Source organism: Terriglobus sp. ADX1, from assembly GCF_036877645.1.
Classification (GTDB): domain Bacteria; phylum Acidobacteriota; class Terriglobia; order Terriglobales; family Acidobacteriaceae; genus Terriglobus.
This window is the reverse complement of record NZ_JAEDXV010000016.1, coordinates 40,315-58,301: the sequence shown is the minus strand read 5'-3', so window position 1 is coordinate 58,301 and position 17,987 is coordinate 40,315. Positions and strand designations below refer to the sequence as shown.

Genomic DNA, 17,987 nt, shown 5'->3' with positions numbered 1-17,987 from the left:
GAATGTGACCATCGTTCGCATGAAATTGACAACACATGTTCTCGCTCTGTGTCTCCTCCTGCCTGTTGCAGTCAACGCTCAGGCAAAACATACGCCGGATTTGCGTACAGAGAAGATTGAGTGGACATGGGCCGATCGACCTGAATCGCCCAATCCTGCGCTGCCGAATGTTCTGTTGCTGGGAGATTCCATTACGCGTGCCTACTACCCTGCGACTACGAAGGCACTGGACGGTGTTGCGAATGTGTATCTTTTTGCTACTTCCGCATGCAGCGCAGACCCGCGTTATGCGGGGCAGTTGAAGGACTATATCGCGCTTGCGACCGTGCCGTTTGCGGTGATCCATTTCAACAACGGTATGCATGGATGGCGATTTACTGAAGCGGAGTATGCCGCATCGTTGCCGGGCGTTGTCAGCACGCTGAAGAAGCTGCAGCCGCAGGCACATCTTGTATGGACGAATACCACGCCTGTTCGCAAGGACTCGGATACGGGGGCCACGAACGCCCGCATTGACCAGCGCAATCGTGACGCGGCGCAGGTGATGCAACGACTTGCCATTACGACGGATGATCAACATGCGCTGATGCTGTCGCATGTTGATATGCACGCAGACGATGTGCATTGGAATACGGCAGGCAGCGACCTGCAGGCTGCACAGGTCGCTGCGTCGATAGGGAAACAGTTAGGCCGCTAAAGCTGTTACGCGATGGCTGTTTTGTATGACCGCTTCACGCTCAGCAGCAAGAGCAGACGCGAGAGGCCGGTGAACAGAATCGAGAATCCCAGCAGAGTGCCGATGACCCATGTGGCGGCGGCCAGTACGTGTGCCCAGATGATGCATGCCAGCACCAGCGAAATAATGCCGTCCAGCAGTAGCCATCCAGAACCAGGAATGCGTCGACCCACAAGCCCGCCCACAATTTCCATGATGCCCTTGATCAGCAGGTAAATACCAAGAATTGCTGTCAGCCCCACCAGTCCGGCGAGCGGGTGCATGAAGGTATAGATGCCGCAAAAGAGATAGACCAGTGCGACGAGGAACTCCCACAGGTGTGATCCCACGCCGCGCACCTGCCATGCGAACACCAGGTGCAGGAATCCCACCAGGATCAGGCCCCACGCGAAGATGGCCGTCACCGCCACGCCCGCTACCAGGGGCATTGCCAGGGCCAGGAGTCCAACGATAATCATTAGCACGCTGATGGCGATGGATACGCCGTGAGACCGTTCCGTTGCGACAACTTCCGTTTCAGCCATATCAAAATCCCTCCCGGCCCTCATGGTGTGCCATCCCGTGGCACAAGTCCACCGTAAAAACATGTAGTCTGCGACGATGGAAACCTTTGAGACGTACCAAGGCTGGCGCGACATGCTGGTGCAGCGCATTCGCACGGAGGCTCTGCCCCCGGAAAAGTTCTCGCACCAGGCTCGGCTCCATGCTCTGACTCAGGAAATCGCCGCCAGCTTCACCGAGCCGGTGGATGACGATGTCCTGTTTGGCGCGGCATGGGCACATGATCTTGGGGTGTTTCTTGGCCATCGGCCCTCAGAGCCGGAGGCGTTGAAGCGATGGGATTCCACGGCCTACACCGTGGCGCACGCTGGCAAAGTCCTGCGCGAGTGCGGATTCCCGGAAGAGAAGGTCGCGGCGACCATTGAATGCATTCGCACCCATGAGGCTCATGGAAACCCCATCACGGTTGAGGGGACGATTCTTCGTGACGCCGATCTGCTGGAGCAACTGGGCGCCGTGGCTGTGATGCGGACGACCGCAAAGATTGCGCAGGACACGCGCTTCATCACATTTGCCGATGCGGTGCGCTCGCTGGAAAAGGCTTTGGGCACGGTGCCCCCGCAGATCCGGTTGGAGAAGACGAAGGAGTTAGCTGAGCCACGCATTGCCACACTGCGGAGCTTTCTGGATTCGCTGCAGTGGGAATCGGGTGGATTACTGGATTAAAGGGCGTGGTTAAGCCCTCTCACAGAAACCGTGGCCGTTAAACGGCCTGACGGATGCACTTGCTGCACAGGACGCGCCAATTTCCTCCCGTAACAAACTGGTAACGACTCACACCAGTCACTTACGTTGATCCTCCGGGCGCGCCTAGTCTGGAAGGGCTCTGATGTGTGATTCTCCGCGGCCAGCCAACGGCATGCCCGCGACCCCCAACGGAACCGTCGTCCGCTCTCTTTCGGTGCGCACGGTGGCGCTCGCCCTTGCGGCGACGCTGCTGCCCACCCTGAGTTATGCTGCCAACCGTCACGCCGCCTCGCATCCTGCTGCAAAGCATGGAAAGGCGGCTTCAGCTCGCGCGACTGCTGCCAAGCCTGCGAAAACCCATCGCAACACGGAGCTGGAGCGTGCCGAAACGGCTTCGCGCAAGCCTGTGAAGGGGCGCGCCGCGAAACAGGAAGCTGCTGCGAAGCCCGAAGCTCCTGTAAAGCAACGCACCGGACGCGAGGCCATTGAGGCTGCACGCGCAGAAGTGCGTGGCGCACATGCAGCGGCACAGACGAAGTCCGCTCCTGCAGCCCAGGCTCCCGTCCGTAAGGCGACCGCGCCGGTGGAAGAGGCGAGTGCCGACCGCGCAACGCAGGATCGCGTGCATGCCTGGTACAAGTCCCACTCTGCTGCTTCCGCCGACGAAACGGCAGATGCTGTAGCTCCTGTGAAGCCAGCAGCGCCGAAGGCGAAGCCAGTGAAAGCTGTGGTCGCGCCAGATCTCTCAACCACACCGCGCAAAGCGACGGTGGAAGATTTTGACCGCGCGCTGGAACAGCAGCGGCAGGCCATCCGCACGGCGCAGGCGCAAAACATGGCCCGCACTACGGATGACGATGATGCAGCCGAGGCGGCCACGCAGATTCCGCGCACCGCACCCACCGCTCGTGTTGCGGCGCCGTTTGTTCATGGTGACTTGCTGGCTCAGGCCGCTGGCGACCAGGACACCGATATACCAGATGTCGCCACACCCCCTGCGCGTGTTCGTACGAATACTGTCGATACAGCATCTGTGGATGCCGCGAAAGCGAATCTGCCCAAACCTATTGTGATTCGCCGGGATGCTGCTCCTGCAGTCGCTGCGGTGAAGACCGCCGCAAAGAAACCGGAATTGGATCCGCAAACGACGCAGGCGCTCACCGATGCCACGTTTGATGACGCCAGCGACACCAACGCGCCAGCGGACACCACTCGTAGCACCAAGGCAGCACCCGTTGTGCGCCGTGCTGTTGTTGCCAGTGATGAGGATGCAGCGGACGCAGCCGTGATCCCTGCCGTGAAGGTTGACCTGTACGACACCAACGGACGCATCAAGATGTTGCCTGCCATGAAGGGTAGCCACGAAATCCTGGTGCATCAGAACCAGATGGCCGTTGCCGATGGGCTGGATCGCATTGCAGACGACGACCAACTGCAGCAGATGCGGCATTACAAACTGCTGGTATCGCTGCCGAATAACGAATCCATCATGGTGAATGACACCATGCCCGCGAACCGGCGTTATGCGCGTCCGTGGACGGTTCGCTTCCTGAACGATCTTTCGCGTGCGCACTATGCGCGGTTCCATACGCCGCTGGTCATCACTTCTGCCGTGCGTACGGTTGAGTTTCAGAAGCATCTGGTCCGCATCAACGGCAATGCCGCACCGCCTACGGGCGACGTTGCTTCGCCGCATCTTTATGGACAAGCCATTGACCTGGGCAAACGCGGAATGAGCATGACGGAAATTGCGTGGATGCGTGCCTACCTCACCCCGATAGAAGCTTCCGGAAAGGTCGACGTGGAAGAAGAGTTCCAGCAGGCCTGCTTCCACATCAGCGTCTATCGTCGCTACCTGGGATTGCCGCCAAAGAAGAATGCGCCCACACCGGACGCGTTGCCGCAGCGCAGGATGGAACTGGTGAAGGCTGCGCCGGCACCGTCCAAACGCCGTCGCCATATCTCCGCACTGCTTGCTGCTGGAGTTCGATAGAAGTTGCTGCAAACTGGAGTGCCGCCCGCCACACAGCGTTTTGACAGCGTGGATGTGTTGCGCGGCATCTCCATTGCGGCCGTGGTATTGCTGCATTGTTACATCCGGTTTGTACTTTCCGGACACAGTCTGAGGGCTGTTCTGCCGCTGTTCCTGTGGCGGACCCTCTTTCTGAATGGAGGAAACGGTGTCACGGTTTTCTTTGCCGTTTCCGGCTTCCTGATTACCTATACTTCGCTGCGTCGTTTCGGTTCGCTTGCTGATCTGAAGCCGGGCGTTTTCTATCGCATTCGATTCGCACGCATTGCGCCATTGCTGCTGGCTTTACTTGCGGTTCTTAGCATCCTGCATCTGCTGCATGTGGATGCGTTTTACATCTCTCCCAAGCGCGCAACACTTCCGCAAGCTCTTTTTGCCGCGCTGACCTTTCACCTGAATTGGCTGGAAGCGAAGCGAGGCTATCTTCCCGCCAACTGGGATGTGCTGTGGTCCCTCTCCATTGAGGAGATGTTTTATCTCTTCTTCCCCATCGCTTGCGTGCTTCTATTGCGTTTTCGCCGTTTCGGCATGGCGATGTTCTGCCTTCTGCTAACAACGCTGATCGTGCTTGCACCCATGGGGCGAACGATATGGGCGGCGAATGAACTTGAAGCGGAAAAATCTTATCTGGGCGGCATGGGTTCCATTGCCATGGGATGCCTCACGGCACTTTTGCTGCGACGCTGGCAGGTGCGCAAGGCACTGCCGTCACCTCTCAAACTTCTCGCGATCGCATGGTCGGGTGCGGTGCTGATGCTTTTTGCGGAAATGCCGTTTCGTATCCCCGCTATCGGTCCGTTTGTGCATTGGATCGCGGTGCGTGATCTTGACGATTCGCTTCTGACGCTTGGCACGTGCATGGTTATCTTTGGGCTGGTTGCTCGAAATCACGCTGGATCAGCATGGACCGCGCCGATCCGCTGGCTGGGGCGTCTGAGCTACGAGGTGTACCTTACCCACGAGTTCTTCGTGATTGGTATTACATTGCTGGCCTTGCGCATTGGACACTCTACCGGCAAAGGGCTGGGGCGCGGTATGTTGGCGTGGAGTGTGCTCACGCTGCTGCTGAGCTCTGTCTTTGGATGGCTTGTTGCCACTTATTTTTCTGAGCCGATGAATCGCCGCCTTCGCGGTGCCCCACATCCTGCGGAACTTAAGGCTGCGCCTGCGCGTAGATAGAGCGGTACAATCCTCCACACCGCCTACCGGAGACGATTCATGTCCGCTTATCCTGAAGCACTGCCGCCGGGCCCCATCGACCAATACGACAATCAGCCGCCACTTACTGCTGTTCAGCGCGTCCTGAACATCTTTTATGCGCCTTCGAAGACCTTTGCGGATCTTCGCCGCAATCGTTCGTGGTGGCTCGCATTCGTTGTTATGGCCATCGTTGGTTATCTCTTCACCACCACGGCACTGATGAAGGTAGGGCCGCGTGGACTGGCGGAATCCTCGATTCGCAACAACCCAACGCAGGCGGAAAAAATGCAGAACGCCTCGCCAGAGGAGCGGTCGCGGATGATCTCCATTACGGCCTCCATCATGCAGGTTTCGCTGTGGGCATGGCCTGTCTTTGTGTTGGCGTCGGCTGCTATCGGCGCGCTGTTGCTGTGGGTGGGCTTCAACTTCATTCTCGGCGGGGCTGGCACGTATCCCGGCATGTTCGCCGTGATGATCTTTGCGTATTTACCCGGCATCTTCCGATCTGTGCTGAGTGCGGCGGTACTGCTCTTTGGCGAGACGGAAAACTTCAATCTGAATGATCCCGTTGGCACCAATCCGGGGTTCTATCTCGGTTCGGACTCTTCCGTCTTCCTGAAGACATTTCTGAGTTCGGTGGATGTGTTCTCGCTATGGACATTGATTCTGATGGGCATTGGCGGAGCCATCGTGGCACGCGTGAAGGTGAAGAACGGCGTGGCCATGGTGCTGACGGTGTGGCTGATTTACGCCTTGGGGAAGGCTGCCATTACCGCTGCCATGAGCTAAAGCACCTTGGCGCACGCGTTCTTTGCGCAAATGTGGTGCAATAAATAGATCGCATTTTGAACGCAACTGTCCCATTTCAACCGCGCCGCTGGCTCCGCAATGGCCACCTGCAGACGATCGCCGGCAATTTCCTGCCGCGTACGGATCGCCTGCCCGTGGCCACAACGGAACTGATCCCTGTGCCTTTGCCGCTGGAAATGCAATCGCTGCCGGAATCGGTAGCGTTGGATCAGCGTCTCCCCAGCCGCATTGTGTGCCATTGCCACTGGCAACCGGAGCCGGAAGATCGCGTCACGGTTGTGCTGGTGCATGGCCTTGAGGGGTCGTCGTATTCGCAGTATGTGGTGGGCAATGCGAATCGCCTCTTTGCTGCGGGATGCAACGTTGTCCGCATGAACATGCGCAACTGTGGCGGGACCGATGCGCTTTCCCCCACGCTGTATCACTCCGGCATGTCCGGCGATGTGAAGGCTGTGCTGGCATGGCTCATGGCGCGTGGTTGCGGTCGAGTTGTTCTGGCGGGTTACAGCATGGGCGGCAACCTGGTGCTGAAAGCCGTGGGCGAGCTTGCAGACCAAGCTCCACGGCAACTGATCGGATGTGTTGCGATTTCTCCGGTGATGGATCTGGGGGAAAGCGCCGACGCCTTGCATGAACCGCAGAATCGCCTCTACGAACGCCGCTTTCTGCGCGCGCTGTTGCGGCGCTATCGCCTGAAGTGCCGATTGTATCCCGCAGTGTATGTGCCGGAATTAGCTGCGCGCGTGCAATCCATTCGAGACTTTGACGAATACATCACCGGCCCCGCGTGCGGTTTCACAGGAGCCAACGATTATTACCATCGCGCCGCGTCGGCACGCGTTCTGGATCGCATCACTGTGCCAACGCTTGTGCTGCACGCCTGCGATGATCCCTTCATTCGCCTCACTGCCGAAACGCGGCAGAAGCTGCATGACAATCCGCACATTACGTTGCTGGAGCCGGAGAACGGCGGCCACTGCGCCTTTCTGGAACAACCCACGCAAGACTACGACGGCTACTATGCTGAGCGCTTGTTACTGAACTTTGTGAAAGATCGCGCTGCCAATTCGGCGCGTGAGCAGGTACCGCTATGCTGACCGATTGGAACGCCGCATGCGGCCCGGATGATCCGGTTCTGGTGGTTCCGTGGGCATCTCCAGACGGCTTGTTGCAGTGGGTCGACCTGCGCGAAGACCCATATGCCGTGAATGAGATTCCCGAGGGCGAAGACTATCCCGCTTTGCTCGCGGCGCTGCGCGCGTTGAATGGTTCGCGTTCGCCGGTGTTTACCGCGAAGTGCGACGTGTGGGAAATGGATGCGGACGAACTGGGAGCTATGCGCGACGAGCTTCTGCTGGATGAAGAAGTCGCCACGGCTGGTCTGGCTTCTTACATAGATCTGCTGTGGCGCGACCGCACGATCTTCGCTTCGCGTCACCGGATGGAGCAGATGCTGCATCGCCTGGACCGTATGCTCACGGATCTGCCTTACTCGCTGGCAGCAGCGGAGTTAACGATGCGTCCCGCCGTGCTCGATCTGGAAGGAACCGTAGCGGAAGGTTTCGCGATCACGCTGTACACCAAGGGTGTTGGCGTGGATGAAGCGGAAGCGGCGCAGCGGTGGGATGAGGCGCTGCGCGCCATCACCGCCACCTTCCGTAGCCGCGAACTCGCCGGGAGTTAAGGCCGGTTCAGGTCCTTGATAGTGTCGCTGACCACATCTGCAGCCTTTCCCGCTGCGTCTTTGATGTGGCCAATCGTCTGATCGCCAGCGCCCTCGTCAGCCAGATCATAGTTTCCGGTGGCTTCGCCGATCTTTTGCTTGGCCGCGCCGAAGATGCTCTCACCGCCGCCCTTGACGCGCTGCTTGGCACCCCATGCGCCAATGCGGTTGGCCGCATGTTCCACGTCCGGGTCGCTGTACGCTGTTTCCGGTTCGTTCAGAGTGGCAATGACCACGACGGCAGCGCCAACAGCAAGTCCAGCAATCAACCACGGAAAAGCTTTCATCGTAAATCTCCTGCCTTGCTGTGATGCAGAAACCGCATGGTGCGTCAGGATTCCGTATGGCATCGGTACACTCAAGAAGCAATGTCCACCACTGTCTGCTCCTACGCAAAGATCAACCTCGGCCTGAGAATCGGCCCCCCGCGAGCGGACGGCTTCCATGAACTGCATACGCTGTACCAGAGCATTGGCCTGCATGATGATGTGACGGTTACGGCGAAGGCTGCCGCGGCGACGCGCATCACCATGGACTGCACGGACCCCAGAGTGCCCACCGATGCCCGAAATACCGCCTTCCGCACCGTGGAAATGGCTCTGACGGCAATGGGAGTCAGGGCTGAAGTGCACCTGTCGCTTACCAAGAATTTGCCGGTGCAGGGCGGCTTGGGGGCTGGATCAGCCAATGCGGCGGCCGCGCTGCTGGGGTTGGAGAGGGAACTGGGCACCGCGCTGCCGGGACCGCAACGGATGGCTTTGGCGGAGCGTATCGGCTCGGATGTTCCGCTATTTCTTTTAGGTGGAACGGTTTACGGTCACAATCGGGGCCAGATCGTGCTGCCGTACCCTGACTTGCCGACGATGCATTGCCTGATTTTTGTGCCCACGGTGGGTTCCAGCACTCCTTTGGCCTTTAAGGCCTGGGACGAGCAGGTTTCTCGATTGACCCCGGAAGCTGCCCAAGATAGACTTAATGAGTTGAGCCGCGTCTACGCGTCCGCATTCGCCTGTACGGGAGCAGACAGTCAGACCGGCGCCTCCGGTGCTTTCGGGGCACTCGATGCAGGGCATGAGAACCTGCAACGATCCGGGAGCCTGGCCGGGAATCCTCTTCCTGCGCTTGTCCGTACCGGGATTGCGAACGACTTCGAAGAAGTCGTCTTCCAGCAACACCCCTTCCTGCGCGACATTCTGCATGCCATTAAAGGCGATGAGGCTCTCGGGGAATCGTCTGCCGTTGTGGCGGCGCTTTCCGGCTCCGGTTCGTCCTTGTTTGGCTTGTACAGGACAGAAGCAGACGCAGAAGCGGCACAGGCACGCACCGCGAGGTATGCAGGACGGTCTTTTCGGACCATCACACTCACTCGCGAAGCGTACTGGAGTTCCATGTTCGCTTGAAGCCAACGGCTTTCGGCGAATTGCGGCAAATCGCCGGGGTTGTCAGGCCAATGTCTTTAGTACACTGGAACTGGCAGAGTTCCTAAGCGTCAAACGGCGCGACGGACTTTTTGGGCGATCGACTAATGGTAGGTCAAGTGCCTTTGACGCACTTTGTCTAGGTTCGAATCCTAGTCGCCCAGCCATCAAGCGTCGATGCTCCCCGCGGCAGAGTTCTACGAGAGGGGGCAGAGGCAGGACAATCCGGCAGAACCAACCAACGCTAAACGGCTTGGAGGCTCGTACCGCAGTGACCGCACCCGAATCCATGTCAACCGCCGCAACCACTACCCCCGCCACCACAGAACCCATTACCGACCGCGCAACGTTGATTGCCGCAGGCGGCGCCGCGAAGCAGACAGCTCCGGAGAAGAAGCGTTCCAGCCGTCTGGCGGATGATCGCCGCTTCAAGATTTTCTGCGGTTCTGCGAACAAGGCACTGTGCGAAGAGGTCTGCCAGTTCCTGGGCGTTCCCATGGGCCAGACCAAGCTCATCAGCTTTTCCGATGGTGAGATTCACTTCCAGTTGCTGGAGAATGTACGCGGCGCGGATGTGTTCCTTGTGCAGCCCACTTGCGCTCCGGTGGAACGCCACATCCTGGAACTGTTGATCATGATTGACGCGCTGAAGCGCGCATCGGCGGGCCGCATCACGGTGGTGATTCCGTACTATGGATATGCTCGCCAGGATCGTAAGGATCGTCCGCGTGTTGCCATCACAAGCAAGTTAGTGGCTGACCTGTTGCAGACTGCTGGTGCGAACCGCGCGCTGCTCGTCGATCTTCATGCAGCGCAGATTCAAGGCTTCTTCAACATCCCGGTGGACCATCTGTTCGCATCGCCGGTTCTCGTTGGCTACTTCCGCGACCTGAACCTGCCGAACCTGACCGTTGTTTCGCCGGATGCAGGTGGTGTGGAGCGTGCGCGCTTCTTCGCTACAAAGCTGGGCGTGCCGCTGGCCATTGTGGACAAGCGTCGCACCGATATCAATGTGACAGAAGTGATGAACGTGATCGGCGATGTGAATGGCCGCACCTGCATCATCCTGGACGATATCGTGGACACAGCCGGAACGCTAACCAAGACGGTGGATGCTCTGCTGGCGAATGGCGCGACCGATGTTTATGCCTGCGCATCGCATGCGGTGTTGTCCGGCCCTGCAGTGGAACGTATTAAGAACAGCAACCTGAAAGAACTGGTTGTGACCAACACCATTCCGCTCTCAGAAGAAGCGGCGCAGGTGGACAAGATTAAGGTGCTTTCGGTGGCAGGCCTGTTGGGCCGCGCCATTGAGAGCATCCACATGGAGACGAGTGTTTCGACGCTTTTCTCGTAAGTTTGAGGGAACAGGGAACAGGGAACAGGGAACAACCTGTCCGTTGCCGGTTTATAACGTAACGACTGCCTTGCAAGGCAAGCAGCTAACAGCGGCGAAAATCCGCGAAGGGAGTAAGAGCGAGGAATCAGGCCCGGAGAGCAAGGACGCTATTCCCTGTTCCCTGAATCCTGTTCCCTGCTTCTCGCGCCCGAAAGGAAAACATGGCAAACACAGAAGCAGTAAAGGCAACACTCCGCTCAGGCAAGTTCAACAAGAATGCAGCGCGTCGCGTACGCGTGGCCGGTCAGATTCCCGCCGTTGTGTACGGTGCGGGACAGGAGTCGGTGGCAGTTGCACTTGACCCCAAGGTCATCACGAAGATCCTGCACTCTGAAGCTGGCCACAACACCATCTTCGATCTGGACATTGACGGCGGCGCCGCAGCGAAGGCCATGATCGTGGACTGGCAGTATGAGCCGATCAAGGGCAAGCTGCTGCACGTTGACCTGAAGCGTATTGCCATGGACAAGGCTATGCGCGTAAGCGTTCCGGTCATGCTGGAAGGCGTGCCGACGGGCGTGAAGAACAGCGGCGGCATTCTGGATCAGCTGCTGCGCGAAGTGGAACTGGAGTGCCTGCCGGGCGATATCCCGTCGCACATCGACGTGGACGTGAGCGGTCTGGAACTGCATGGTTCCATCCACGTGTCGGACCTGCCGCACGCTGGCAAGTACAAGTTCCTGGTTCCGGAAGACACGATGGTTGCGCACGTGACGATCATCAAGGAAGTTGCACCGGCTGAGCCCACTCCTGCTGCAGAGCCGGAAGTGACGAAGGGCGCAACCAAGGCTCCTGCTGAGCCGGCAAAGAAGTAAACAGCTTTTAGTCGTTAGCTTTTAGCTCTTAGCTAACGGCTAAAGCTAAGGGCCAAGAGCTGGAGAATGCGACCGTGAAGCTGATTGTGGGACTTGGGAATCCTGGCCCGGAGTATGCTTTCACGCCGCACAATGCAGGATTTCTCGCCATCGATCGCATCGCAGAAGATCGCGGTGCGATGGTGGCGAACCGGCGCAGTAAGGCACTTACCGGCAAGGCAATCATCGCCGGAGAAGAGTGCCTGCTGGTGAAGCCGCAAACCTTCATGAATCTGAGCGGCCTTGCAGTCGCTCCGCTGGTGAAGGAATGCGGACTGGACCCGGCGAAGGACCTGATCGTGCTGTATGACGAACTGGCTTTTCCACTGGGCGAGCTCCGGTTGCGGCCCAACGGCAGCAGCAACGGGCACAACGGTGTGAAAAGCATCACCGGCGTGCTTGGAACAGAAGATTGGATTCGCATCCGGATTGGCGTGGGGAAACCTGCACTGCCGGATGGCCGCGAGATCAAGGCAGGGGGTAAGGATTACTTACTGACTCCCATGCGCAAGACAGAACTCGCGGTGATGGATGAAGTACTTGATTGCGCAGCACGGGCAGTCGAGATGGTGGTTGGAGAGGGCATCGCAGCGGCGATGAATCGCTTTAACCAGAAAGACAGTTGTAAGTCTTAGTTATTCGTAACTAAGAGCCTGCATACCACTTACTTTCCATACCTTCCGTTGCGAAGGTGCGGAGTTTACTCCGCAGAAAGAGAAGCAAAATGAACCGTACGTATGAAGTGATGTACATCGTTCGCCCCGACCTCGAAGAGGCGGATCTGGACAAGTTGATCGAAGGCTTCAGCGCCGTTGTGACCAATGGTGGCGGCGAAGTTTCGCAGACTGAAAAGCTGGGACGTCGTCGTCTGGCTTACATCGTCCGTAAGTTCCAGGACGGCCAGTATGTGCTGATGCACGTGTCGGCAGATGGTCCTCTGGTCGCTGAGCTGGAGCGTCGTCTCCGCGTTACGGAACAGGTGATCAAGTTCATCACCGTCCGCACCGACGAAGAGAACAAGCGCCTGGCCAAGATCAAGGCTCACCGCGATAGCCGCGTGAAGGTTTCCGATCAGCAGGCCGCTGCAGCCGCAGCAGCTGCTGCCGTGGAAGCACCGGCTCCGGTTGAGACCGAAGCTGCCGCTGTCTAAGTTAGCCTGTTAAGTTTCTGGTTCCGATAACTACGGAACTTAGAAGTTTGGTTAAGTACCTGCGACGATCTGCTTCCGTATGACCATGGGATTCAATGCAATCCCGGAGCATGACGCCGCCGAACCCGATGAAAGGATTGGCAACAATGGCTGACGAAACCAGCACCCCTAGCACTCCGACTTCCTCCGCTCCGGCGCAGGGTGGATCGCGTCCTCCCCGTCCCGCGGGTGGCCCCGGCGGCGGTGGCCGCAAGTTCTTCCGTCGCAAGAAGGTTTGCAAGTTCTGCGTGGAAAAGATCGACAACATCAGCTACCGCGACGTTCGCCTGCTGCAGCAGTTTGTGGCAGAGCGTGGCAAGATCACGCCGCGCCGCCTGACGGGTGTTTGCACCACGCACCAGCGCCAGCTCTCGCAGGCTATCAAGCAGTCGCGCAACATCGCTCTGCTGCCGTTTGCCGCGAAGTACTAAGTCGAACTTACTCAGCGTGACTTAAAGAGTAAGTCGCGCTCCACCGGATAGCGCTCAGCGCATCCGCAAGGAGAAAGAACATGGAAGTCATTCTGAAAGAAGACGTCGAAAGCCTCGGTCACCGTGGCGACGTCGTGAAGGTTGCAAACGGCTACGGCCGCAACTACCTGCTGCCGCAGCACCTGGCGATTGAAGCCACCGCTGGCAACAAGGCAGTCATCAAGCAGATGCAGGAATCCGCAGCTCGCAAGGCAGCCAAGGACAAGGCTGTTGCGCAGGAGCAGGCAGAGAAGCTGAACGCTGTCGAACTCACGTTCGAACGCAAGGTCGGCGCGAACGATGTTCTGTTCGGTTCCGTTACCTCGGCTGACATTGCTGCTGAGCTGGCAAAGCAGGGTTACGAGATCGACCGCCGCAAGGTACACCTGGAAGAGCCGCTGAAGCAGATCGGCGAGTTCCACGTGCCGGTGAAGATCTACCGTGAGGTTTCGGCCCACGTGAAGGTCACCGTCAAGAGCGACGATCCGAACTACGTACCCGGCGCCAACGCAGTTGTCGCTGCGGAAGAGACCGCAACCGAAGAGTAATCTTCAGTTGCAGAAACAAAGAAAAGGCATCCGGTTCGCCGGATGCCTTTTCTTGTTCGCCAGGGAAGAGCGTGGCACCGCGTACTATGTGCAGATGAAAGAAGTTCTCAACGGCAATCGTGCTTACGCCGTCACCCTGAAGCCGGATGCCGCATGCATTGGCCCAAATCTGATGGCGCAGCCGTGATCCCAGCAAAACGCAAAAAGAGGCGTGGCCCCACGCCACGTCATCCGTTTGATCTTGAACACGGAACAGACACGGGCAACCTGATTCCCGGCGAAGACCTGGAAACCGGTCATGCGCACGATCGCCACATCACGGCGTATCACGGTGTGGCACCATCGCTGTTTCACAAGCTCATGGCGCGATGGCAGACGTTTGCGCAGCATCCGGTAGAGCGAACTGCATTCGTCGATATCGGTGCGGGTAAAGGAAGAGCGATGTTTCTGGCAGCAGAGATGCCGTTTCGCCGCATCGTCGGCGTGGAATTGCATCCGGCGCTTGCCACTGCCGCACGCAGCAATATCGAGATCTGGCAAGCCGCACACACCACGCCACCCATGCGGCTGGAAGAGGCGGATGCCATGCGGCTACGTATGCCGGCAGGCCCATGCCTGCTGTTTCTGTTCAATCCGTTTGACATGGTGTTGATGGATCGTCTGTTGGATCGGCTGCAGAACATCTTTCGCGATCGCCCCGGTGATCTGGATCTGCTGTATGTGAACGACGAGCAGCGCGAGCTGATGTCGGATTATCACAAGGGATTTCGCGAACTGTGGCGCGGCCGCATTCATCATTCCCGGGAAGATCGCGTCGCGGACAAGGCAATCATCGAACACGACGCGGGCGACATGTATGTCACCACGGGCTACGAGGACTGTGGCATCTGGCGGTTGGAAACGTAGAATTCTGCCGGAAAAAGAAAATTCGCAGGGCTAGCCTGTCCTACAGGTTTTTGGCTAGTATGGGAGCGCCAATTGGAAGCGCTTCCACCCCACAGCGAATTTTCAAGGCCAATGTCGAATTCTGCGCGACAGCACGTACGCCGCAAAGAGTTCAAAACCAGGAGAGCCGCAGAGTGGCCACAGAGCGCGAATCGAAGATCTTTTACGGCTGGTGGATTGTGGTGGCCGCCTTCCTCAATCTGTTTTTCGCCGTGGGCATCATCTTCTACGGGTTCCCGGTGTTCTACCCGTCGTTCGTGTCTGCTCTTGGTTTTAATCGCACACAGGTCACGCAAGGGTTCTTCCTGGGCTTTCTGACAATCGGCCTGCCTACCGGACTTGTTACGGGCATTCTCATCGACAAGATCGGTGCGCGTTGGGTGATCTTTGCGGGGGTATTACTTACCGGTGGCTCACTCATCCTGATGGGTTTCATGCACCAGTTCTGGGAATACCAGGTGCTGTGCATTCTTGAAGTCATTGGCTATGTGCTGGCCGGACCCATTTCAAACCAGGTGCTGGTGGCGCAGTGGTTCCGCGAACGTCGCGGGCGCGCCATGGGACTCGCCTATCTTGGCCTGGGGCTTGGTGGAACTGTGGCGCCACCGGTAATCAATATGCTCATTCGCGATTATGGCTGGCGCAACTCCATCATCGCGGTTGGCGTGTCCATCATCGTGGTGCTCTTTCCGGTGGCCATCTTCCTCACGCGCTCCATGCCGCATGAACTGGGCTTGAATCCCGACGGTGCACCCGGACCGTTGGTAAGACACACAGCCGCAAGCAATTCCGTCTTCGGCATCATCGGCGAAGCGTTGCGTGATCGCAATTTCTGGCTCATCGTGATTGGCTCATCGCTTGTTATCGGCGCGATGAATGCGGTAATCCAGCACTTTATCTTGTTCCTCAAGAGCATTGGTTACGATGCGTCATCGGCGTCGCGTTTCCTTTCGCTGTTGCTGGCCGCAAGTTTGGGTGGTCGCGTCATCGTGGGCTACATTGCGGATCGCTTTCGCAAGAAGAACATCATGGCCATCTTTTACTTCCTTCTTGGAGCAGCCATTCCGTTGTTGTTCCTTGCAAAGCAGCCCGTCGCGGCAGCAGTGTTCGCAATCCTCTTCGGCTTCGCCATGGGCGCGGATTACATGCTGATTCCGCTAGTGACGGCAGAGTGTTTTGGTTTGACTTCGCTGGGCAAATTGCTGGCGCTGATCATCGTGGCGTATTCAATTGGTCAGTGGGCAGGTCCATATATCGCAGGTCGCATCTTTGATGCGCACCACAGTTACGACCTTGCGTGGCAGGTGATGGCTTCCGCAGCCGTGCTTGGTTCGGTGGCAATTTATGCAATTGTGAAACGGCCCGACCACGCTCAGGCATAACTTCGAAATTTAACCTCAAGAGGACCACATGGCAGAGAAGCGCGTAGGCATCATCATGAACGGCGTCACCGGACGCATGGGTTTGAATCAGCATCTGATCCGTTCCATCCTTGCCATTCGGCAACAGGGTGGCGTGGCCATCGGCAAGGGCGACACGATCATGCCCGATCCCATTCTTGTTGGTCGCAATGAAGCAAAGCTGAAGCAGATTGCAGATGCGCATGGCCTTACGCGCTACACTACCGATCTTGCGCGTGCACTTGGCGATAAGAATGACACGGTGTATTTCGATGCCGGCACCACGGGGCTGCGCGAGCAGTTTGTCTCGCAGGCCATTGATGCAGGCAAGGATGTGTACTGCGAAAAGCCGCTGTCCACCAGTGTGGAGTCATCGCTCCGTCTCGCGAAGAAAGCAGCACAGGCAGGCGTGAAGCAGGGCATTGTGCAGGACAAGCTCTTTCTTCCTGGTATTCGCAAACTGAAGCGCTTGATTGATTCGGGCTTCTTCGGTCGCATTCTTTCTGTACGCGGCGAATTCGGTTATTGGGTGTTTGAGGGCGATTGGGGCGGCCAACCCGCGCAACGTCCATCATGGAACTATCGCAAGGAAGATGATGGCGGCATCATCCTGGATATGTTCTGCCACTGGCGTTACGTGCTGGATCACACCTTCGGCAACGTGGAATCCGTCTCCTGCACAGGCAAAACTCACATCCCCACGCGCGTGGATGAAGAGGGCAAGACTTACGATGCAACTGCGGATGACGCGGCATATGGCTCATTCGAACTTGCAGGCGATATCTTCGCGCAGATCAATTCTTCATGGACTACGCGTGTGTATCGCGATGAACTGTTCAATCTGCATGTGGATGGAACAGAAGGCAGCGCCATCGCTGGTCTTCGCGATTGCAAGACGCAGCATCGCGTGAACACACCGCGTCCCACGTGGAACCCTGATCTGCCGAATCCGTTCAAGTTCCGCGAGCACTGGCAGGAAGTGCCTGACAATACCGTGTATGAGAATGCGTTCAAAGTGCAGTGGGAGATGTTCCTGAAGCACGTCGTTATCGATACACCTTTCCCGCACACGTTTGTGGATGGCGCACGCGGCGTGCAGCTTGCAGAGCTTGGATTGCAATCGTGGGCAGAGCGTCGTTGGTTGGATGTTCCTGTGATCAACGATGCAGAAGTGTTGAAGGCATAAGCGATGGTAGACCTGCAAAGACTGAGCCTGAACCAGGCAACGGTGCAGAACTGGAATGTGCAACAGGCGGTGGAAGGATGCGTGCGTCACGGCGTCCCCTCCATCGCTCTGTGGCGACACAAGATTGCAGAGACTGGTCTCGATGCGTGTGTGAAGCATGTGCGCGATGCCGGTCTGCATGTATCCAGCGTGTGCCGCGGAGGCATGTTTGTTGCACCCACGGCAGAGGAGCGCCGCGAACGCATCACGGATAACTTTCGTGCTGTCGATGAGGCGGCGGCTTTGCAGGCAGATTCACTGGTGATGGTAGTCGGTGCATCGCCGCAGGTACCCATTGTGGACGCGCGTAAGATGGTCAGCGATGGACTTGCAGAGCTGGTTCCTTATGCTCGCAAACATGGTGTCAAGATTGGTCTGGAACCATTGCATCCCATGTATGCCGGCGATCGTTCTGTTTTGAACACCATCGATCAATCATTGGCGATGGCGTCTTCATATCCTGCCAATGAAGTGGGTTTGATTCTGGATACGTTTCACTTTTGGTGGGACCCGTATGCGTATGAACAGATCGAACGTGCTGCGGGACGCATCTTTGGATTCCACGTATGCGACTGGATTGTTCCCATGCCAGACATGCTGCTTGGTCGCGGCATGATGGGCGATGGCGCCATTGATAACCATGGCTTCCGCATGGCGGTGGAAGCTGCGGGATATAACGGCCCGATAGAAGTGGAGATTTTTAACCAGGCGCTTTGGGATAGCGATGGCGACCACGTATTGGCAACTGTGGTGGAACGATTTACGAAACTTGTATAGCTGAAGGATCACG

At 57.8% G+C, this 17,987-nt stretch carries 21 protein-coding genes and 1 tRNA gene; 20 read left to right on the top strand and 2 right to left on the bottom strand.

Features of this window, described 5'->3' with window-relative positions:
* Window positions 1-19: 19 nt before the first annotated feature.
* Entirely contained in the window at window positions 20-697 is a 678-nt protein-coding gene (locus JAO32_RS12085; RefSeq protein ID WP_334240686.1) for an SGNH/GDSL hydrolase family protein, read from the top strand.
* A gap of 5 nt (window positions 698-702) precedes the next feature.
* On the opposite strand, the gene JAO32_RS12080 is transcribed toward JAO32_RS12085, so the two are convergent.
* A complete protein-coding gene (locus JAO32_RS12080; RefSeq protein ID WP_334240683.1) occupies window positions 703-1,260 on the bottom strand; it encodes an HdeD family acid-resistance protein in 558 nt (185 codons plus the stop codon).
* Window positions 1,261-1,336: 76 nt separating this feature from the next.
* On the opposite strand from JAO32_RS12080, the gene JAO32_RS12075 reads away from it, so the two are divergent.
* The 6 genes from JAO32_RS12075 (at window position 1,337) to JAO32_RS12050 (ending at window position 7,710) form a co-directional block, all read left to right on the top strand.
* A complete protein-coding gene (locus JAO32_RS12075; RefSeq protein ID WP_334240681.1) occupies window positions 1,337-1,963 on the top strand; it encodes an HD domain-containing protein in 627 nt (208 codons plus the stop codon).
* A 163-nt stretch (window positions 1,964-2,126) separates the two neighbouring features.
* Window positions 2,127-3,977 (top strand): DUF5715 family protein, encoded by a 1,851-nt coding sequence (locus JAO32_RS12070; protein WP_334240679.1) that lies wholly within the window; start codon window positions 2,127-2,129, stop codon window positions 3,975-3,977.
* A gap of 3 nt (window positions 3,978-3,980) precedes the next feature.
* Window positions 3,981-5,195, top strand: coding sequence for an acyltransferase family protein (locus JAO32_RS12065; RefSeq protein WP_334240677.1), 1,215 nt, complete (start codon window positions 3,981-3,983; stop codon window positions 5,193-5,195).
* 39 nt (window positions 5,196-5,234) lie between these two features.
* Entirely contained in the window at window positions 5,235-6,005 is a 771-nt protein-coding gene (locus JAO32_RS12060; RefSeq protein ID WP_334240676.1) for a YIP1 family protein, read from the top strand.
* Window positions 6,006-6,061: 56 nt separating this feature from the next.
* Window positions 6,062-7,123 (top strand): YheT family hydrolase, encoded by a 1,062-nt coding sequence (locus tag JAO32_RS12055; protein ID WP_334240674.1) that lies wholly within the window; start codon window positions 6,062-6,064, stop codon window positions 7,121-7,123.
* Window positions 7,117-7,710 carry a hypothetical protein gene (locus JAO32_RS12050; RefSeq protein WP_334240671.1) on the top strand — a complete coding sequence of 198 codons (594 nt, stop codon included), beginning with the start codon at window positions 7,117-7,119 and terminating at the stop codon, window positions 7,708-7,710. Before JAO32_RS12055 ends, JAO32_RS12050 begins: the two co-directional genes overlap by 7 nt.
* Here the strand turns inward: JAO32_RS12050 and JAO32_RS12045 are convergent.
* Window positions 7,707-8,036 (bottom strand): CsbD family protein, encoded by a 330-nt coding sequence (locus JAO32_RS12045; protein WP_334240668.1) that lies wholly within the window; start codon window positions 8,034-8,036, stop codon window positions 7,707-7,709. The genes JAO32_RS12050 and JAO32_RS12045 overlap by 4 nt on opposite strands.
* An 81-nt stretch (window positions 8,037-8,117) precedes the next feature.
* Between JAO32_RS12045 and ispE the strand changes: the two genes are divergently transcribed.
* The 13 genes from ispE to JAO32_RS11980 all read left to right on the top strand — a co-directional run bounded on the left by ispE (window position 8,118) and on the right by JAO32_RS11980 (window position 17,974).
* Entirely contained in the window at window positions 8,118-9,149 is a 1,032-nt protein-coding gene (gene ispE, locus JAO32_RS12040; protein ID WP_334240665.1) for a 4-(cytidine 5'-diphospho)-2-C-methyl-D-erythritol kinase, read from the top strand.
* A 111-nt stretch (window positions 9,150-9,260) separates the two neighbouring features.
* Window positions 9,261-9,334 (top strand) — tRNA-Gln (locus JAO32_RS12035).
* A gap of 122 nt (window positions 9,335-9,456) precedes the next feature.
* Window positions 9,457-10,524, top strand: coding sequence for a ribose-phosphate diphosphokinase (locus JAO32_RS12030; RefSeq protein WP_334240773.1), 1,068 nt, complete (start codon window positions 9,457-9,459; stop codon window positions 10,522-10,524).
* Window positions 10,525-10,727: 203 nt separating this feature from the next.
* The gene (locus JAO32_RS12025; protein WP_334240663.1) at window positions 10,728-11,381 is read left to right on the top strand and encodes a 50S ribosomal protein L25; all 654 of its coding nucleotides are present in this window, start codon (window positions 10,728-10,730) and stop codon (window positions 11,379-11,381) included.
* A 74-nt stretch (window positions 11,382-11,455) separates the two neighbouring features.
* Window positions 11,456-12,055, top strand: coding sequence for an aminoacyl-tRNA hydrolase (pth, locus tag JAO32_RS12020; RefSeq protein ID WP_334240661.1), 600 nt, complete (start codon window positions 11,456-11,458; stop codon window positions 12,053-12,055).
* 89 nt (window positions 12,056-12,144) lie between these two features.
* Window positions 12,145-12,570 (top strand): 30S ribosomal protein S6, encoded by a 426-nt coding sequence (gene rpsF / locus JAO32_RS12015; protein WP_334240659.1) that lies wholly within the window; start codon window positions 12,145-12,147, stop codon window positions 12,568-12,570.
* A 146-nt stretch (window positions 12,571-12,716) separates the two neighbouring features.
* Window positions 12,717-13,040, top strand: coding sequence for a 30S ribosomal protein S18 (gene rpsR, locus JAO32_RS12010; RefSeq protein ID WP_334240657.1), 324 nt, complete (start codon window positions 12,717-12,719; stop codon window positions 13,038-13,040).
* An 80-nt stretch (window positions 13,041-13,120) separates the two neighbouring features.
* A complete protein-coding gene (gene rplI / locus JAO32_RS12005) occupies window positions 13,121-13,627 on the top strand; it encodes a 50S ribosomal protein L9 (protein WP_334240654.1) in 507 nt (168 codons plus the stop codon).
* A gap of 52 nt (window positions 13,628-13,679) precedes the next feature.
* Window positions 13,680-13,814 carry a hypothetical protein gene (locus tag JAO32_RS12000; protein ID WP_334240652.1) on the top strand — a complete coding sequence of 45 codons (135 nt, stop codon included), beginning with the start codon at window positions 13,680-13,682 and terminating at the stop codon, window positions 13,812-13,814.
* Window positions 13,781-14,533 carry a class I SAM-dependent methyltransferase gene (locus tag JAO32_RS11995; RefSeq protein WP_334240650.1) on the top strand — a complete coding sequence of 251 codons (753 nt, stop codon included), beginning with the start codon at window positions 13,781-13,783 and terminating at the stop codon, window positions 14,531-14,533. Before JAO32_RS12000 ends, JAO32_RS11995 begins: the two co-directional genes overlap by 34 nt.
* A gap of 173 nt (window positions 14,534-14,706) precedes the next feature.
* Window positions 14,707-15,954: an MFS transporter gene (locus JAO32_RS11990; RefSeq protein ID WP_334240647.1), complete on the top strand. Its 1,248-nt coding sequence runs from the start codon at window positions 14,707-14,709 to the stop codon at window positions 15,952-15,954.
* Between the two features lie 28 nt (window positions 15,955-15,982).
* Window positions 15,983-17,158: a Gfo/Idh/MocA family protein gene (locus JAO32_RS11985; RefSeq protein ID WP_334240646.1), complete on the top strand. Its 1,176-nt coding sequence runs from the start codon at window positions 15,983-15,985 to the stop codon at window positions 17,156-17,158.
* A gap of 3 nt (window positions 17,159-17,161) precedes the next feature.
* Window positions 17,162-17,974, top strand: coding sequence for a sugar phosphate isomerase/epimerase family protein (locus JAO32_RS11980; RefSeq protein ID WP_334240644.1), 813 nt, complete (start codon window positions 17,162-17,164; stop codon window positions 17,972-17,974).
* The last annotated feature ends 13 nt before the right edge of the window (window positions 17,975-17,987 follow it).